Below are 19,811 nucleotides of genomic sequence, written 5' to 3'. Positions count from 1 at the left end.
GCAACAAAGTTGCGTCCCTTCTTTGGTAATGCACCATCGTTTGTACCATCTAAAAACGAGTTTCGCCATGATGATTCATATTCAATCATGATTCTCATGTCAATCTCCTATTTAACATCTTTACCTTCAAAATAAACGGCATAATTTAGGTTGCCCTTATTACTGCTAACCTCATCTGGCGAACGCTTAATACGCATCATTTTATTACTGTCATTGTAATCGACTTCTATTTTGTCGACGTACATATATCCTTTGGCTTGTTTAATAGCCAAGTCTTGCAGCATTTGCAGGGTAGTATTAATTAGAATATCTATTGCTGTTTCATCAAGTAATATGCCTGTTTCGCCAATATCAAAAATAGTACCTTTACGCACATAATTGTCATGAAAAACTGCTTTAGGTTCTCGGCTATTATCAAGTGACTGAATAAAATCAGTAACTTTCTGTGCCAGCTCTTCGCCTTGGGTATCTTCGATAACCATTGAAGCTCTATCAAACTTATTATCTAGCGAGATAAACTGTAATTGTTCTATGCTTATCGAGCCATAGGCTTCGTATTGAGTGTCGCCAAAGGTGGTTTTGGAGAAAAACGATGAGCTGTCACGCTCTCCAGCTTGACCAAATTGTTCAAAATTACCATTGCCCAATTGGTCGACAAAATCTTCAATGAGTAAAGGGCTAGTACGTTTAAATTGACTAGAAGGGATGACGTAACCACGAATTAGTCCTGTAAGGGAAGCAAGAACTTCATCTACATTTTGTTTGTCTGCATAGTGCAAATCAAATGCTTGCTCTTTAAATAGATGATGGCGAATACAGTTTTGACTAATATAAAGTGGTGTTTCTTTAAAATTTATATCAGTCGCTTCTTTTTTATATTTATAGCCTGTCTCTTCTTTAATTTTACCTGTCAAATTAGTGTAGCCCCGCAATTTAGGAAGGGTATGGTTGTCAACTGTTTTACCTTCATTACTTAATGATGTCGGCCCATTCCAGTTAACTACGCCATGTCCGAAGGCTTTTATTTTGAAATCAACGCTTTTAATGCCGGTAATTTTGCTCATGTTATCTCTCCTTGAGATGGTAGTTGACAGTACTTTTAGTACTGCATTAGGTTAATTGAGTGAGTTTATCGATAGCCATACTGCCTACTGGCTGTCTATCGGTAAGCACATAATAAATACTATGAGGATTGGCAGAGGTATTTACTTTCTTGAGGTCAGTAGGCGTGTAGCTCAGATAAATGGGAGTCTCAGAAGTACGCGCTTGGTTAAGCAGCTCAAAATCTTTATAAGCCTTTTTATAGCCTTCGACGATGTTATGATGCTTGGCGTGCATAAAGGCGACTAAATTCTTAGAGCTGTCATCATACCCTTGAATTTTTGCGATAGATTCGGTGATGGTGGTATCATCATTCGCATTTAGCGCATCGTAAGCATAATCATCAGCAAAGCTCATGGTTTTGTCTGCTTCTATGTTACAAATTGCCATTTGTACAAAACGGCTATCACCCCTTAATGAGGTTTTAGCTATTTTCGCCGTATCACTGTTTTTTATAGCATTGAAAGGTACATAAATAGGGTCGAGGACTTTACTGTTAATCAAAGCCACAGACTTTTTGAGTGCTGTTAGGAAGTCATCTTCAACCTTATCTAGACAATTTGTATCTTGATAGAATGCTCTATAAATATCGTATAATTCATTAAGCTTAAAAGTGCTCTTTTCCTCCAGGTGTGATTGCAAATGCTTCAACCAAGCAACAGTACTATGCCACGCATGAAGCTGATTTAAGAATCTAGCATTTTTACTGGTTTGTTTGCCTGTAATGGCATTGTTTGCCATAACGGTTGTATAGATATTATTGTCAATATTCTGCCCAAATCTATCCAAACGTCCTAAGCGTTGTAGCCAGTTTTCGGCGTTGGTCAGCTCGGTATACATACAATCGCAACTGATATTCAGTGAGGCTTGGACGATAGGGCCACTGCGTAGAACATCAAATTCTTTTGTGCCGCCTCTTTTAAAAGCCTCAAATACTTTATCAAACCAATACGATTTATCCTTTTTATTGTATTTTGAATGAAGCAAAATACTCTTCTCATCTTGATGATGCTCAATAAAACCGATTTGTGCAGAAATAGCAGTATTAGTAATCACGAAGGTAGAAGGGTCTTGGCTATGACTTTGATGAATTAAAGGGCTTGGCTCATTTTCACTATCATAGGTTTGGAAGTCTATTTGATAGTCTGAATTATTAAAGCTTTCAATACTGATATGGTCAGCAGATTTGATGTCTAAAAAATGTTCGGTAAAAAAGTAGTTTGGAGTAGCCGATACTAATAAAATATTAGCGTGATGAGCTTGCATTTTTTTGGCATGAATTAATTCAGCAAACAATAAATTAAAGGCAGGCATTAGAATTAACTCATGAAATTCATCGAATATCACATGGGATTGCATAAATGGGATGAGGGTATCGACCTTATTGTGCGTAATGATGGCATTCAAAATTTGATCGATGGTGGTGACCACGATATCACCGCTAAAGTAATCATCAACGTCAGTATCAGGGGTATCAGTTAGACTGACGCCATCTTTCAAGATTTTTTTATATTCCCCTGTGAATATCTCGATACTACTGTTAGGAAGGTATTCTGGTTGAGTTAAGTCATTAACGATACCGAGACAAACTTGTACGCGAGGGCAGACCCAAATTATCTTTTTAGCTTTAGTGTTTAACGCCCACTCAAGGCTTATTTTTGTTTTACCGCAGCCAGCAGGGCCTTGGAGTACGGCTACGTTGTCAGACTCGTTTGCTTCGGCGATAGTTTTTAGTTGTGCAAGTTTAGTTGCCGTCCTTTTTTGTGCTTGAGTACGTTCAGTTTCACTACTATTTTCATCGAAAGCATCAATACATTTCTGAATCTGAGTGAGTAAGTCATTATCATCGACAACTAAATTATCAATCAAATCTAATAAAGTACCCTCTTGTAAATAGCTGGCTAAGTCCTCTGCATCAAGTTTAGATACCAATCTATCTGCACTAATAACAGCAGTACGAATCAGATTGTTTAAAGCGTTTTCTTTAACTTCTTTTTTGTATTCAGGTAGTTGGTCATTAATATCGCTATATGTTTTATAGTCGGGTAAAGCATTAGCAGTTAAGATAAAATCATCGAGCATTGGCGCTAACATATCTGCCTTATCAAGATTTTTAGCTAACCTCGTAACGTCTTTTATGACTCTGTTTACATCATCTACGACGGTATCAAAATTAGTCAACGTTCCTTCTAGTGAAGCGGTAAATTTTTTATAGATACCTTTAGCTTCATCAAAGTATTTATTGTCTTTTTTTCGGTAAGGCTTGGTGTGATGCCAATATATACCGTGCATTATTTGTGATTGCTGTAAGGTGTTTAAGTCAGACCCCTCTCTCAATAGCGAGCTTGCAAACAACCAAGACAGCTCATGATGGCGTGGATGCTTCTCAAAGGTGAACTTAGTCATTCCTGATACTGTTTTATCAATATGTTGTCCATCTTCTGGTAATGGCTCATCTTCAGTTTTGAGAGTTTTTTTATTAACCCAAGTTTGAAAGTGAGGGTCAGCTTTGCCAATGTCATGTAATATACCTGCTATAAAAGCAGACTGTTTTAGCGATTTACTGTCTATATTCATATGTTCGATAAGATAGTAAGCTAGATAGCCAACCGCAAATAGATGCTGGTATAAAGGTTGCTGATTTGTATTTGCTAGAATACGTGATGTGTCAGATATTGCTATATCCATATTTAACTCCTTAGTTGTCCAATTAACAGGAACCACGCCAACCTCATTAAACTGACGTTTATTACCCACTACCCAGACCAGCTCAGTCAGCTGGCGAGTTTTATTGCGATGACAGCTCACCGCCGTTGACTTGGTCGCTGATTTACGCAGTAGCTGCTTAACCGTTTTTAGCCCATCCTCGGTAATCGCCGTCTGCCATACATTGTCACCAATGCGATTGGCGAAAGCGTCTAAGATACGTCGTGTACGTTTCAGTGATTTTTTCTCACATTGAGAGACAAAGGTAACAATCATTTATGCCTCCCAATCTTTCGTCATTGCCAACTGTTTCACCACCTCAAACTGGTAATCCAGCGCTTTGTGCTTGGTAAACATATTAATGCACTCTTGGCGAAATTCTTGCTCGCTTGCGTTTTCACTGGCGCAAATAAAGGCAAGCGGCAGTACCAAGGCATCTTTGATAATATCAGCGATATCAAACACCAATGCGCCGCGCCGTGTCTTACCATGCATAACCGCAAAACCGTGCGGAATACCCAGTGTCCACGCGGTAGTCGCACCAAGCCCGTACGCCAGATAGTTGCCATGATTTAAGAAGCCATTGGCCTTGTCGATACCTTCGTGCTCACGGGTAAAGCCGTCGTAACCCGTATTTTTGGCGGCGAGCTTGTAGAGCTGCTTGGTCAGGCGTGCTTCTAGTTGCAATAAATGCATGACCTCGATTTGTTTATCGATCTGCTGAATATTGTCACTAAGCAGTTTCTGTATCACATCAATACTGCTATCAAAGCCCCAGCGCCTAAAATCACTATCTTTTTTCCATACTTCTTGTAGATAAGCAACGCGAGCTATTTGCAACTGCTTGGCTGCAGCAAGGCGTTTATCCTCATCCCACCACCAGCTCATCCAACCTTGGATATATTCTGTCGGATGATATTCGCTTTGCGGAGTCATCCACTCAACATAGACCTCACGCTCCGCTCCCATAAATAACGGCATACCGCCACCTCCGCAAAAGCCAACCAATACGCCCGCCTGTGACAACAAGCGCATAGCAGCTTGGGTGATGGAGGTTCCAGTACCGAGCAAAATTGAGGTGGTATTGGCAATCGGAATGTTATAAAAAAGGTTGGCTTTGTCGTCTTCGGTGAGATAGAGCACGCGCCCATCTTTTTGCATGACGCGGCAGTGCGAGAGGTAGTAGATGTTGGCGCGTTTGGAGTGTAGGATAGTCTTTAGGTCTGACGAGGCAAAACTATTGTCAGTATATGAGTTGGTAGGTTTTGTCATAATTGCTCCTTAACGAGGCGTTAAGTTTCATTAAGCGCTACGTTTTGCACTTATTGTGCTGGATTTGAGTTGTCATTAATGACTTATTAACGATAATACTGATAACTAAATTAATGTTCACAAAAATGTAGAAATGACAGTGTAAGCAACCAACTAGTGAAAAACAAGCACTATGTATATTAATGCGACAGGTGATGTCGTAGTAAGTTGAAGGGCAGTAACTTGGGTACCAAAATTACATAACATTTTGCATCTCAAGGCCAACTTTTAGTGTGATAACATGATGTCCTTTCCGTTATTATAATTTTAGACTTGGACATTTATATGTTTATAGTCTGTTCCTACCATCCGTGTCGATAGTCATCGTACCTTATGATAATCATCGCGCTTAATATAGTCAGTATCCTGTGAATCATAAACCAAACAACGCTTTATCCATCCATAAAAAACAAGATGATGCTAAGTCCAATGGACTTATGAAATCAGCAAATAAAAATATCTCGCAGCCCAGTCCGCCTTCTTGGGTTTTGAAGCTAACCGTCGGTTTGATTGGGATGTTTGCTTTTTTGCAAGTGTATTCTATTCAAGCGGTCTTACCTGTACTAATGCTAGACTTCAATGCCACCGAAGTACAAGCAGGTATGGTCGTTGGTGCGACAGTGATGGCGATTGCTATCATGTCGCCATTTTTGGGCATGTTATCTGATGCTGTAGGGCGCAAATCATTTATTGTTGGGGCTTTATTATTTTTGGCGATACCGACAGCGCTTATAGCACAAAGCCCAGATATTGGCTGGATGGGTTTGTGGCGTTTTATGCAAGGCTTGTCCGTACCTGGTATTACGGTAGTGACGATTGCTTATATTGGTGAGGAGTTTGAAGGACGAGCAGTTACCGAACTGATGTCATTTTATGTCTCAGGTTCGGTACTTGGCGGTTTTTTGGGACGGTTCTTGCTTGGGCATTTACATGAGTTTATGGGTTGGCGTCATGGCTATTATGTGATGGCCGCAATGACGCTTATAGGTGCAGTATGGGTGGGTAAAATGCTACCATCGTCGCGTCAGTTTGAGGCCAATCCAAACTTTCGCTCAGCCATGCAAACACTGGGTGAACATCTGACCAATCGTTACGTAGTGACGGCTTGCTTACTTGGTGCTTGTGTGTTGTTTTCTCTCGTAGGCTGCTTTACCTTTATCAATCTGCATCTGGCCAAGACTCCATATGAGCTAGGTACTGGACAGCTTGCCAATATCTTTGCCGTCTATCTGATAGGCGTCGTCATTACCCCGTTATCGACCACACTGTTGCGTCGATTTGGTTCAGCACGGACAGTGCGAGTAGCTGTCATAGTATCTATGATAGGAGTGCTGTTAACTCTAGTGACACCATTATGGGGAGTGGTTATTGGTCTTGCTATTATGTCATCTGGTGTCTTTATCACCCAATCTGCGACCATTAGTTACATCGCAGTCAATGTCAAGAAGGGACGCAGCTTAGCCTCTGGTCTGTATTACATGAGCTATTACGCGGGCGGTACAATAGGAGCATGGCTGTGCGGTATTGCTTATGGGCGCGGAGAGTGGACAATGACAGTATGGCTGTTATTAATCCTGCAGATTCTTGCATTATTGATAGCGAGCTTTGGCATGGTTAAAACCAAGCCTCGTACTGCATAAGTCTTATACTCTTAAAACAACTATCTGCTAACACAATGTGATAAGTAGTGGAACCATTATCCTCGAATGCTGAGTATTGTCATGCTTACGTGCGCACGCTTTACATAGCACTGGTTTTTTCTTACTATCAATAAATGATTGAGTAAAAGACAGCTTATCAAAGAAGTCGATACGCTGAATAAAAATGGGCTCTTACCAAAGCCATCGTTTATTTAAAAATATAACTATTACCGTACTCAATTATTTATATTTATAAACAGTTCACAATAACGACAAACAAGGAAGTCTCATCTATGTCAAATATTTACAATAGTGCACCGTCGGCTTATGAATTTCCATTACTTATTAAACAATTACTAAACCGTGCCAAAACCGTATCATTGGATCAAGAAATTATATATGCGGACAAAAAGCGCTTAACGTATAAAGATTTATTTACTCGTATCAATCGCTTAGCCAATGTCTTAGCAGACTTAAATCTCAATGCAGGTGATGTGATAGCTGTCATGGACTGGGACAGCCATCGCTATCTTGAATCGTACTTTGCTGTGCCTATGTCGCAATATATTTTGCAGACGGTCAATATTCGCCTGTCACCTGAAAAGGTTCTTTACACCATCAATCATGCCAAGCCAAAGGTACTAATGCTGAACTCTGAGTTTGCGCCTTTGGTCAAAGACTATCAGTTTGAGAACTCAAGTATTGAGCATATTATTTGGCTTGATGATAATGGCGTGTCGCATGAAGGCATCTTTGGTAGCAATCAAAGTCGTGTAACGGGTGAATATGAGGCGTTATTAGCAGCAGCCGGTGATGAGTTTGATTTTCCGGATTTCGATGAAAACACGATAGCCACAACTTTTTATACCTCAGGGACGACAGGCGATCCAAAAGGCGTATTTTTTAGTCATCGTCAACTGGTCTTACATAGCTTGGCAGAAGCAGCATCACTGGGTATGTTGCCCAATAAACAAGGCGTCAGCTACGGTGATGTCTACATGCCAATGACACCGATGTTTCATGTCCATGCTTGGGGTTTCCCATTTACTGCCACTATGATTGGACTAAAGCAAGTCTATCCAGGACGTTATGCACCTGATACTTTGTTAGATCTAATCATTAATGAAAAGGTAAGTATCACGCATTGCGTACCGACAATATTGCAAATGGTACTTAAAGAGGCACAAGATCGTGATGTCAGCTTCAACGGTCTAAAAATGATTATTGGTGGCTCAAGGTTGACGGAAGGTTTAGCCAAATCCGCATTGGCGCAGGACATCGAGGTATATACAGGTTACGGAATGTCAGAGACTGCACCATTGATCAGCTTGACTGACTTTAGCCTCAATGAGCCTGAGATGACTGAGGAAGAAGACATTAATCGTCGCTGTATGACAGGTAAGCCCGTACTTATGGTCGATGCACAAGTCTGGGGTACAAACAATGAGTCGGTAGGCGTTGGTAAAGAGAACACAGGTGAGCTAGTGCTGCGTGCGCCTTGGCTGACTCAAAGCTATCTAAAAAATGATGATGCAGGCAAAGAGCTGTGGGAAAATGGTTATATGCATACTCAAGACATCGCTTACGTTCGACCTGATGGTTATATAAAAATCACCGATCGTCTCAAAGATGTCATCAAGTCAGGCGGCGAGTGGATCTCATCATTGGAGATTGAAACCATTTTATCATTGCATCCAGCAGTGGCCGATGTGTCAGTCATTGGTGTCCGTGACAAGCAGTGGGGAGAGCGTCCCTTGGCGTTAGTAGTCTTAAAGCCTAATAAGCAAGATACTAGTGCTGAGGATATTATGGCGGTTGCAGAGCAAGCAGTTAGTAAAGGTATTATTCCCAAATATGGTGTGCCAAGCGAATTTAAGTTCGTTGATGAGCTACCTAAAACCTCAGTAGGGAAGCATGATAAAAAGGTAATGAGAGAGATGTATGCCGATCAGACACAGGTGTAATATCTATCAGTTTATATGACCTCATCATAGTTTATGAGCGAAACAGTTGACCTTTATTGTTAGCTCTGTTACATTTTAAACCGATATCCACTAAACCGATACACTATGTATTGTTTTTGTAGGTATCGGTTTTTTGTTTTTGGCAAGGATAGCCAACATAATAATAGCCAATCAGTTATATAGATATGCAGTATTATTTTTATATGATACAAAGCTACTATTAAAATCCATTCGTCATTGCATATATTATAGTTGTGTCGTTGTACACTTCGTTTACGCTAAGGATAGCCAATATGAGCGAGCAAACCGTCAATCTAGCTTCTAATCAAACCTTCAAAAATACCGACGCCTCTGTGCAAGATTCCACTTTTGCTGATATTTACAGTGATTCGATAAATGATCGAGAGCAGTTTTGGGCAGACCAAGCCAAACGTATCTACTGGCATAAAGAGCCTGAGCAAATTCTTGACGACAGTAATCTACCGTTTGCTAAGTGGTATGTCGGTGGCGAAACCAATCTTTGCTACAATTGTGTAGACCGTCATATCCCCGAACGGGCTGAGCAAGATGCTTTTATTTGGCTCTCATCGGAGATCAATCAAGAACTGATAGAGACTTATCCTGCAGTCGTTGATGCATTTAAAGACTTAGGAAACAACGTTGAGTTTTATACTGATTATACTAAGCGTCGTTTGACCTATAATGATCTTTATAAAGAGGTCAATTACTTCGCAGATGTGCTGCAGCGTCATGGTATCGAAAAGGGCGATCGTGTCATCATTTATATGCCGATGATTTTGGAGGCTGCCTATGCCATGTTAGCTTGTGCTCGTATTGGTGCGGTGCATTCGGTCGTCTTTGGTGGCTTTGCGGCGCATAACCTCGCCATTCGTATGGATGATGCCGAAGCAAAAATGGTCATCACCGTCGATGCTGGTCTACGCGGTGGTAAAGTAGTCAATTATAAAAACCTTGTCAATCAAGGGGTTGAACAAGCAAACATAAAACCTGAGCATGTGTTGGTGGTCAACCGTGGGGTGTTGCCATTTAAACCACAAAATATTGATGTGGATTATGCAACCCAGCGCCAAATCAGCTGTGAGGCCAGCGCTGTGGTTGAGCCAGTTTGGCTAGAGTCAAATACTCCCTCTTATCTACTTTATACCTCTGGCACCACAGGTACGCCAAAAGGTGTGCAACGTGATACGGGCGGTCATGCAGTAGCACTCACTACCTCGATGGATTATATCTATGATGGCAAGGCGGGCGAGACCTTTTGGGCGATATCAGATATCGGCTGGGCGGTTGGGCACTCTTATACGATTTATGCGCCATTATTGGCTGGTATGACAAGCGTAATGTATGAAGGCTTACCGCATCGTCCAAACCCCGGTATCTGGTGGCGAATTGTCGAAGCAAATAAGGTCAACATATTATTCACCGCGCCGACTGGTGTGCGTATGCTCAAAAAGCAAGATGAGACTTGGATGACGCGCTACGATGTATCAAGCGTTAAATCGTTCTTTTTGGCAGGTGAACCCCTTGACGAATCAACGGCCAATTGGCTGACTAAGCACTTAGGTGTGCCAATTTTAGATCATTATTGGCAAACAGAGTCTGGCTGGCCAATTTTGAGCAACACCCCAAAGTTTGATCACAAACCGCACAAACAAGGCTCACCCGGTTATCCAATGTATGGCTATGATGCTCATGTTATCAATGAAGAGACGGGCGAGCCTTGCGCTGCTGGCGAAAAAGGCCTATTAGCGATTAGCGCGCCACTGCCGCCGGGTTGTCTCACGACGGTATGGCGTAATGATGAGCGCTTTATGAGTAGCTACTTTGGTTTGTTCGATGGTAAGCAATACTCAACCTCAGACTACGCGGTAACCGATGAAGATGGCTATTTTTATATCTTAGGACGTACCGATGATGTGATTAACGTTGCGGGTCACCGTATCGGGACCCAAGAGATTGAGGAGGCAATCAGCACCCATCCAGAGATGGCGGAGTGTGCGGTCGTAGGCATTCAAGATGAGTTGAAAGGGGAGTTGCCTATTGCCTTTTGTGTGCTAAAAGATCATGAACAAGTCGCGACGACCGAAAACCGCTTTCGCATTGAGCAGCAAGTCATCGGTGCGGTGGTAAAATCCCTTGGCGGTATTGCAAGACCTGCAGCGATTTATTTCCCGCAAGCACTGCCAAAGACCCGCTCTGGCAAAATCCTACGCCGTGCTATTCGCGCACTAGCAGAGAATAAGCCCACAGGCGATATGTCAACGCTTGACAATCCAACTGCGATTGATGCGATTAAGCAGTCTATGAAAGACTATTGATTAATATGAAGGGTTAATCCGTATTCGCTAGTTGTGAATAACTATCTTAATATTGCACAAAAGCTCATGAATCGTCATGGGCTTTTTTTTATTTGATCAATAGGTGTATCTGTCAACGTAGAGAGTTAACGTTACCAAAATTTTAATAAAGCCCTTGACCCTAAAAATGTTTTATTGCTATAGTCAATAACGATACGAAATAAATCATTTTAAAATAAAGCGTTATTGAAAGTAGTCCATCACACTTAACACTCTTAATAGATACAGACTCGCTTAGCGGCAGTCTCGCAAAAAAGATAAGGATATCTTATGCACCACGTTCAGCAGCTCATCAATGGCCAATTCACTAAATCAACGACTGATGAATGGCTTGATATCACTGACCCAGCCACACAAGAAGTCATTGCCAAAGTCCCACAAACTTCTGACGATGAAATCAATCAAGCAGTCGCTGCCGCCCAGACGGCTTTTCAAACATGGCGCAAGACCCCAATTACCACACGTGCCCGTATCTTTTTAAAATATCAACAATTGATCCGCGAGCATATGGATGAACTAGCAGAAACCTTGACGGCAGAGCAGGGCAAGACTATCGCTGACGCTCGCGGGGATGTGTTCCGTGGTTTAGAAGTCGTTGAGCATGCAGCAGGCATCGCTAACTTACAGATTGGTGACTTCGTTGAAAACGTCGCTTCAGGCGTTGATACTTATAGTATCTGGCAGCCACTAGGTGTGTGCGCAGGTATTACCCCGTTTAACTTCCCAGCGATGATTCCGCTATGGATGTTCCCAATGGCGATTGCTACTGGTAACACTTTTATCCTAAAGCCGTCCGAGCAAGACCCGATGGTGACTATGCGTTTGGTTGAGTTGGCAGTTGAAGCTGGCGTGCCTGAAGGCGTACTCAACGTGGTTCATGGCGGCAAAGCGACGGTTGATGCTATCTGTGATCATCCAGATATCAAAGCGGTTTCCTTTGTTGGTTCTACCGCTGTTGGTAAGCATGTCTACGAGCGCGCTAGTAAATCTGGCAAACGTGCCCAGTGCATGATGGGCGCTAAAAATCATGGCGTTATCTTGCCTGATGCCAATAAAGAACAAACGCTCAATCAGCTAGCGGGTGCTGCCTTTGGGGCAGCTGGTCAACGTTGTATGGCGCTGTCAGTCGTAGTGCTAGTCGGTGCAGCAGGTGAGTGGATTGATGATATCAAAGCCAAAGCAACAGGCTTAGTCGTCTCTGCTGGCAAAAACGACAAGGATTTGGGACCACTTATTTCTCCTGCCGCAAAAGCTCGCGTCGAACATTTGATTGATACTGGTGTAGAAGAAGGGGCGAGCTTGATTCTTGATGGTCGCGGTATCACCGTCGAAGGTTATGAGAAAGGTAATTTCGTAGGACCTACCATCTTTGATAATGTCACAAGCGATATGCAAATCTACAAAGAAGAAATTTTTGGCCCAGTCCTTTGCATTATGCGTGCAGCCAGTCTTGATGAGGCGATTGAGATGCTTAATGCCAATCCACATGGTAATGGCACAGCTATCTTTACTCAGTCGGGGGCAGCTGCACATAAATTCCAGCAAGATATTCAGGTCGGTCAAATTGGTATTAACTTGCCAATTCCTGTGCCATTACCGATGTTCTCATTCTCAGGCTCACGTGCTAGTAAGCTTGGCGATCTTGGTCCTTATGGTAAGCAAGCGGTGCAGTTCTATACTCAGACTAAGACGGTGACTGCACGCTGGTTTGACGATGAAGCAAGTCGCGGAGTCAATACCACTATCTCAATTTAATCGTTCATCCACTATATTTGCGATATAGCGTCAATCTTACTTAATATGTGCTTTACTAGTAGAGCAGAATTTTGTGAATGTCGTTATGTCGCTGCTATACTGTATAAACGATATTGAACTGATGACTTACTAAACTTTCTCCACCATATTTGCTTTGCAAGCACAAGGATGATTTCATGGATTTCTCATTAACGGAAGACCAAATTGCTTTTCGCCAAACCGCTCGGCAATTTGCCCAAAAAGAGCTAAAGCCGAACGCGGCTGAGTGGGATCGTACCTCACATTTTCCAGTTGATGTGATTAAGAAGTCAGGAGAGCTGGGCTTTTTGGGACTGTATACCAATCCAGACTATGATGGTCTAGGGCTACCGCGTTTGGATTCTGCCATGGTGTTTGAAGAGCTGGCATGGGGAGATACTTCAGTTGCCGCCTATATGAGTATTCATAATATGGCAGGTTGGATGATCGGTGAGTATGGTAGCGATGCACTATGTAAAAAGTATTTGCCAAAGATGGTCAGCGGTGAGTGGCTTGGCAGCTACTGCTTAACAGAACCCAATGCAGGCTCAGACGCAGCATCATTACGTACCAAAGCCGATAAGCAAGGCGACTATTATGTGCTCAATGGTGAAAAAACTTTTATCTCAGGCGCAGGCTCAACCGATGTGTTGGTCGTTATGGCACGGACAGGCGGTGCCGGACCAAAAGGGGTTTCGGCATTTGTCGTCGATGCTCATAGCGATGGCATTGAGTATGGCAAAAACGAGCATAAAATGGGCTGGAAAGCACAACCAACGCGTGCTATTAGCTTTAAAGATGTCAAAGTGCCAGCAGAAAACCTAATCGGTGAAGAAGGGCAGGGCTTTCGTATTGCGATGAAAGGCTTAGATGGTGGGCGTATCAATATTGGTATTTGTGCCGTCGGTACCGCGCAGTCAGCGCTAGAGACTGCGACCAATTATGTACAAGAGCGTAGTCAGTTTGGTAGCCCAATCGCAAGCTTACAGTCAGTACAATTTAAACTTGCTGATATGCTCACTCAAACGATTACTGCACGGCAAATGCTTTATCTAGCGGCTAATAAAGTCGACAATCAAGACAGCCAAGCCTCTACCTACTGTGCGATGGCAAAACGCCTCTCTACTGATCTTTGTTTTGAAGTTGCCAATCAAGCCTTACAGCTACATGGAGGTTATGGTTATCTCAATGAGTATCCGCTTGAGCGCCATGTACGGGACTTGCGTGTCCATCAAATATTAGAAGGCACCAATGAGATCATGCGGGTGATTGTCTCGCGTCAACTTATGCAGGATGAGGCGCTGAGCCAGTTGCGCTAATCTTGGCATTAGGTTTTTAGCAATTGTATAAAAATAAAGGACTATTTATGACGGATTATACCAATCTTAAGCTTTCAATCGACGGACACACCGCTACCGTCACCTTAAACAACCCACCTGCTCATACGTGGACAATGGACAGCTTACCTGCTCTTAAGCAGCTGGTTACTGATCTCAATGCTAATGACGACGTGTATGCCCTAATCATTCATGGTGATGGTGAAAAGTTCTTTTCAGCTGGTGCGGACTTAAATAATTTCTCAGACGGTGATAAAGGCCGAGCGATCAGCATGGCCATTGCCTTTGGTGAAGCGTTTGAAGCGTTATCAGCTTACCGCGGCGTTAGTATCGCTGTCATCAATGGCTATGCGATGGGTGGCGGACTTGAATGTGCGCTGGCCTGTGATATTCGTATCGCAGAAGAACATGCACAGATGGCCTTACCAGAGACCGGCGTGGGACTTCTACCTTGTGCTGGCGGTACGCAAAACCTCCCTTGGCTGGTGGGCGAGGGCTGGGCTAAGCGCATGATTTTGTGCGGTGAGCGTGTTGATGCCGATACAGCCTTACGTATTGGCTTGGTCGAAGAAGTCGTGGACAAAGGCACAGGACTACAAGCAGCACAAACGCTGGCACAAAAAGTCGCTAAACAATCACCTGTTGCCGTCAGTTATTCTAAAGAGCTTATTCAAGCAGCAAGAGACAACCCGCCTGCACAAAACCTCATCCATGAGCGCGAGGCTTTTGTAAAGCTATTCGATACCGAAGATCAGCGCGAGGGCGTGCAAGCGTTTTTAGACAAGCGCAAGCCTACTTGGCAAAATAAATAAATCCAATCAATCCACTTTTATTCTAATATTTTTGTTTTCAAACTTGATAGGTCGATTTTATGACAGTGACGGACAATACTAATAATCAAAATTCCGTAGAAAACATCACACAAGAAGCGCCAGTATTGTTCGATACTGAGCCGACAGCGTGTGGTCATCTAATTGGTATTATGACACTCAACACACCCAAATCTCTCAATGCGCTTAGCGTTGAGATGTGTCAGTTACTAGCCCAGCAGCTAGAACAGTGGGAAAGTGACGATCAGGTAGTAGCACTCATCTTAAAAGGGGCAAGCGATAAGGCGTTTTGTGCTGGCGGTGATATTCGTAAGCTGTATGACAGTATGTCTACCAGCGCGCCATTACCCAACCCTTATGCAACTGAGTTTTTCAGCCATGAGTATCGCTTATATCGGCAGATGCACTTTTATCCAAAGCCATTAATACTCTGGGGTGATGGCATCATTATGGGTGGCGGTATGGGACTGATGGCTGGTTGTAGTCATCGAATGGTTACTGAGCGCACCCGATTTGCCATGCCAGAAGTGACCATTGGCCTGTTCCCTGATGCATCTGGCAGTTGGTTTTTGCAACGTATGCCAGCGAAGACAGGGTTGTTTTTAGGACTTACTGGTGCGATGTGTAATGGCAACGACGCACTATTAGCCAATCTTGCAGAGTATGGGGTCAATAGTAATGATTATGATGCCATCATCCAGCGTCTAAAACAGAGCAATTGGCAAGCAGCAGTTGATAGCACAGATAAATGTCATCAGCACAGCGCTCATAGTATTGCTAGCCGTGCATTAGCTGCGCAATCAGGTGCTGAATTACCTGCTAGTAAACTGGCGACGTACTGGCAGCCTATCCAGCAGTTGATGAACAGTGGCGGACTGGGAGATATCGACGCGATCCTACAAAGCGATGAAGCATTAGCAAAACTAGATGAAGACTTTGCCAATGACAGCTGGACACAGCGTGCGGTGAGCACTTATCGTCATGGCTGTCCTGTGACCATTGCTTTGACGTATGCGCTTTATCATAAAGTTGCTGACTTATCGATAGAGCAGGTTTTGTATCTAGAGACCAATGTGGCGGTACATTGCGCCGCCAATCCTGACTTCAAAGAAGGAGTACGCGCATTATTGATTGATAAAGACCGCACGCCTAACTGGTCACGCTCGTTAGCGGACTGTCTCAGTATCGAAGGGCAAGAATACATACATCAGCATTTTACCAACCCTTATGCTAAAGATGAGCATCCTTTGGGCGATTGGTTGGGTGATGAAGCCTTGGGCAGTCAGCTTGTGCGCTAAAAGCTTATAGGCTCATTATAAGAATCAGGTATAAATTAAAAAACGTAAAACTATGTGTAGCACTGTCTGCATAAGCAATCATCAAGGAGCGATGAGATGGGTACAAAGGATACAGATTTAAGTAACACAGAATCAAATACTACTACGGCTGATAATGATGTTAAGCCAAATATCGCCTTTATTGGGCTTGGTAACATGGGCGCACCGATGGCAGAGAACTTGCTAAAAGCTGGTTATACGCTATCTGTCTATGACTTATCTGCGGACGCAACTCAGCGTTTAGAGCAAGCGGGTGCTAGCGTTGCAGATAGCCCTAAAAGTGCTGCGAGCAATGCACAAGTAGTCATCAGCATGCTGCCTGCTGGCAAGCACGTCCACTCTGTCTATTTAGGTGACAGCGGTGATAATGGTTTGTTGGCAGAGTTACCCAAAGGTACGTTGGTCATCGATAGCAGTACCATCGCTGCGGCTGACGCAAGATTGGTGGCAGAGGCAGCAAGTAAGCTTGGGGTAGACTTTTTGGATGCCCCGGTCTCTGGCGGTACGGGCGGCGCCATCGCTGGTAGTTTGACTTTTATCGTTGGCGGCAGCGTTGAAGCGTTTGCCAAAGCTGAGCCGATACTTGCCGTCATGGGCAAAAATATTTTTCATGCAGGCGAGCATGGCGCTGGACAAGTTGCCAAAATTTGCAACAATATGCTACTAGGGATACTAATGGCAGGGACGGCAGAAGCGATCAATTTAGGGGTCAAAAACGGCTTAGATCCTAAGGTCTTATCAGATATCATGCTGCAAAGCTCAGGGCGCAACTGGACGCTTGAGGTCTATAACCCTTATCCAAAAGTGCTAGAAAATGTCCCTTCTAGCAATGGCTATAAAGGAGGGTTCATGAGCAAGCTTATGCAAAAAGATCTTAATCTTGCCATGCAAACCGCAAAAGACACTGATGTCGAGACGCCAATGGGCGCTAAGGCCACAGAGCTCTATGAAGCGCATGCACGCGATAATGGCGACAGGGATTTCTCTAGTATCATGGCCCATCATGATCATTCAGTATTGTCTTAAACCTATCTAGTCGTCTTAAGACAGTACGTTGCTCGTTCATGCAACATTGCACAAAAAAGGTCTTCATTATAATAATAGTGAAGACCTTTTTTATGTAGGACACAAAAGCTAACTTTGTAACTCATAAACCAATGCTTGTATATCCTGCGCTGCTGTTTGCAAGCGTGGTACATGTGCGAGTAGCTCATCTAAAGACACTCGCACAGTAGGCGCATGCACATATAAAGATGCCAGATAGCGCGATTTTTTGTCTAGGATGGGTACTGATACCGCCACCATCTCTGAGATAAATTCTTCATTATCTACACCGACTCCTGTCTTAGCAATATGATCAAGTTCAGTATTTAACGCATCAATATCTATAATAGTGTTCTTGGTAAATTTATTTAATGTTAGATTGCTTAGCATTTTGCGCCGACTCGAAGCCGACAGTTGGCTCAAATAAAGTTTGCCAGTGGCTGTACACCACATAGGAGATTTGGAACCAACAGGTAAGTATATTTGTAGGGGCAATGAGGTTGTCACACGATTGGTATAAACCATGTTCATGTGATAGGGAATACCGATACCGCAGGTCTCTTGAATATCCTCAACCAGTTTTTGCAAAATAACTTCACGCTCATTAAAGAACTGACGCTGTTGCCATAATGCCACGCTCAAATTGCGCACCCGCTTACCAGGAATGATGCCGCCACCAATATCAACAGCTACAAACCCTTCATCGACCAAATTTTGGATCAAACGATGAATCGTCGGTTTTGGTATATCAAGCTCTTGAGATAGCTCAAGTGGAGAGATGGGTTTAGGTGCATAGGATATCTTTTCTATAATCTCTAATACACGCGTAATTGAAGATACTTTAGGCATATAGGTAGCTTAATAATAAGTGGTAGATAACATTATGTATCGTACGATTAGTCATGCTAACGATTTGAAACGGCTATCATAAACAAACGCTATGATTTATATTATAAAAGAAAATAAGTTGTAAATGTCAGAGGTATCACAAACTTTTTTTGAGAGCAACTATTGATACATCATCTGACAAATCACAACAAACAGAAGTAATAAACTATATAACCGTTATTGAGTTAATTTGTCAGGTAAGACATCATGTTTACATACTTTGCAGTACTGTTGCACAAGCTTTTAGTATTTAGAGTGTATGTATGCATGCTTTTATTTACTTTGAGAGTATCGTGTAACGGCAGGGCGATGTTTTACAGGTTCGTGTAGCAATTATTACAATTTCTATGCAATCTTTACATAATGGCAAATAAAATGCCTCTATTGAGGGGTGACTTTTGGAGCCAAAATTGTTTTAATCTGCTCAACAAAACGATTGTTTAAAATACAGAAGAAGTAATCGTTTTTTTGGGGCTAGTTATTTCATATCTTTAGGAGAACAACCATGAAAATTATTAAACTAACTGCAATATCAGCCGCTGTCCTAGCGTCGACTGCTGCTTTAGCCGCTGAGCCTGTAATCGTTGTAGATGACACTCAAGCTGCAACTGCAGATGCTGTCGTATATGAAGCTGAGCCTGTAGCTGTTGCCTATGACGCAGAGCCAGTAGCATATGAAGCTGAACCAGCTCCTGCCGCTTATAACAACGACGCTGGTATCGTCCGTAACACTACTGGTGCTATCTTCGGTGGTACTAAGACGCTATTTAACACTGCTATCAATCCAGCTGCCGTTAGCGCAGAAGTTGGTACTCTAGGTTATGGTGCTAACGTAGCATGGAGCATTAACGACAAAACTGAACTACAAGCTGGTTGGGCAGGTGGTGATGTTGCTGACCTTTTTGGCGGTGATTTCGATGCAAACGATGTAAATTATGATGTGGATGCTGACTTTAGTAACCCTTATATGGGCGTACAACTACGTCCTGCTGGTAACTGGTTCACAATGGGTGCTGGTGTTATCGTCCCTGATAACGATATTGATGTAACTGCTAATGCTGAAGGTGGATTTTTCGAAATTGATGGTCAGGATTACAACGCTGCTGACACTGGTAATTTAGAAGGTAGTTTAGAGCATCGTAATAAGTTAGCCCCTTATGGTACTATTGGTTTCCGTCCTAATATCGGCAATAACTGGGGTGTGTTTGGCGAAATTGGTGCAGCTTACATGGGTAAGACTGATGCTACCGTTCGTGCTACAGATCCAGATAGCGTAGTTAGATATACTGACGAAAACGGTAATAACTTAGTTACTACTGCTGGCGATGTTGCTAGCCGTGCTGAACAAGAGCTAGAAGACAAAGATTATTTAGAATGGTTCCCAATCGTTAAAGTTGGTGCAACTTACCGCTTCTAATCTAATGATAGTCTAACTATTGTTGTTAGAAGAAAAGTAAGTGTATAAAAAACGATCCTTTTTAGGGTTTAAAATTTTTTTTTTTTTT

At 42.8% G+C, this 19,811-nt stretch carries 13 protein-coding genes; 9 read left to right on the top strand and 4 right to left on the bottom strand.

The window, feature by feature from the left end:
* Window positions 1-107: 107 nt before the first annotated feature.
* Genes cas7fv through cas1f form a run of 3 tightly spaced genes read right to left on the bottom strand, consistent with a single transcriptional unit; the run spans window position 108 to window position 5,079 of the window.
* Entirely contained in the window at window positions 108-1,064 is a 957-nt protein-coding gene (gene cas7fv, locus PENNN9_RS06845; RefSeq protein WP_058368957.1) for a type I-Fv CRISPR-associated protein Cas7fv, read from the bottom strand.
* Window positions 1,065-1,110: 46 nt separating this feature from the next.
* Window positions 1,111-4,083, bottom strand: a complete 2,973-nt coding sequence (locus tag PENNN9_RS06840; RefSeq protein WP_058368956.1) for a CRISPR-associated helicase/endonuclease Cas3 — start codon at window positions 4,081-4,083, stop codon at window positions 1,111-1,113.
* Entirely contained in the window at window positions 4,084-5,079 is a 996-nt protein-coding gene (cas1f, locus tag PENNN9_RS06835) for a type I-F CRISPR-associated endonuclease Cas1f (RefSeq protein WP_058368955.1), read from the bottom strand. It abuts the gene before it with no gap.
* 476 nt (window positions 5,080-5,555) lie between these two features.
* On the opposite strand from cas1f, the gene PENNN9_RS06830 reads away from it, so the two are divergent.
* From PENNN9_RS06830 to mmsB, 8 genes are all read left to right on the top strand, one after another.
* Window positions 5,556-6,758: an MFS transporter gene (locus PENNN9_RS06830; protein WP_058368958.1), complete on the top strand. Its 1,203-nt coding sequence runs from the start codon at window positions 5,556-5,558 to the stop codon at window positions 6,756-6,758.
* Between the two features lie 293 nt (window positions 6,759-7,051).
* Window positions 7,052-8,722 (top strand): fatty acid--CoA ligase, encoded by a 1,671-nt coding sequence (locus PENNN9_RS06825; RefSeq protein ID WP_058368954.1) that lies wholly within the window; start codon window positions 7,052-7,054, stop codon window positions 8,720-8,722.
* 293 nt (window positions 8,723-9,015) lie between these two features.
* Window positions 9,016-11,058 carry a propionate--CoA ligase gene (locus tag PENNN9_RS06820; protein WP_058368953.1) on the top strand — a complete coding sequence of 681 codons (2,043 nt, stop codon included), beginning with the start codon at window positions 9,016-9,018 and terminating at the stop codon, window positions 11,056-11,058.
* Window positions 11,059-11,367: 309 nt separating this feature from the next.
* Window positions 11,368-12,852 (top strand): CoA-acylating methylmalonate-semialdehyde dehydrogenase, encoded by a 1,485-nt coding sequence (locus PENNN9_RS06815; protein ID WP_058368952.1) that lies wholly within the window; start codon window positions 11,368-11,370, stop codon window positions 12,850-12,852.
* A 176-nt stretch (window positions 12,853-13,028) separates the two neighbouring features.
* A complete protein-coding gene (locus tag PENNN9_RS06810) occupies window positions 13,029-14,189 on the top strand; it encodes an acyl-CoA dehydrogenase family protein (protein WP_058368951.1) in 1,161 nt (386 codons plus the stop codon).
* 47 nt (window positions 14,190-14,236) lie between these two features.
* Window positions 14,237-15,019 (top strand): enoyl-CoA hydratase, encoded by a 783-nt coding sequence (locus PENNN9_RS06805; RefSeq protein ID WP_058368950.1) that lies wholly within the window; start codon window positions 14,237-14,239, stop codon window positions 15,017-15,019.
* A gap of 59 nt (window positions 15,020-15,078) precedes the next feature.
* Window positions 15,079-16,335 carry an enoyl-CoA hydratase/isomerase family protein gene (locus tag PENNN9_RS06800; protein WP_058368949.1) on the top strand — a complete coding sequence of 419 codons (1,257 nt, stop codon included), beginning with the start codon at window positions 15,079-15,081 and terminating at the stop codon, window positions 16,333-16,335.
* Between the two features lie 96 nt (window positions 16,336-16,431).
* Window positions 16,432-17,400, top strand: coding sequence for a 3-hydroxyisobutyrate dehydrogenase (gene mmsB, locus PENNN9_RS06795; protein ID WP_058368948.1), 969 nt, complete (start codon window positions 16,432-16,434; stop codon window positions 17,398-17,400).
* Between the two features lie 108 nt (window positions 17,401-17,508).
* Here the strand turns inward: mmsB and PENNN9_RS06790 are convergent, their stop codons facing one another.
* Window positions 17,509-18,267, bottom strand: a complete 759-nt coding sequence (locus PENNN9_RS06790; protein ID WP_058368947.1) for an IclR family transcriptional regulator — start codon at window positions 18,265-18,267, stop codon at window positions 17,509-17,511.
* 544 nt (window positions 18,268-18,811) lie between these two features.
* On the opposite strand from PENNN9_RS06790, the gene PENNN9_RS06785 reads away from it, so the two are divergent.
* The gene (locus tag PENNN9_RS06785) at window positions 18,812-19,723 is read left to right on the top strand and encodes a hypothetical protein (protein ID WP_058368946.1); all 912 of its coding nucleotides are present in this window, start codon (window positions 18,812-18,814) and stop codon (window positions 19,721-19,723) included.
* The last annotated feature ends 88 nt before the right edge of the window (window positions 19,724-19,811 follow it).

Source organism: Psychrobacter sp. ENNN9_III (assembly GCF_001462175.1).
Lineage (GTDB): Bacteria > Pseudomonadota > Gammaproteobacteria > Pseudomonadales > Moraxellaceae > Psychrobacter.
The sequence above is the reverse complement of the archived record's forward strand: the minus strand, read 5'-3'. Positions and strand labels throughout refer to the sequence as shown.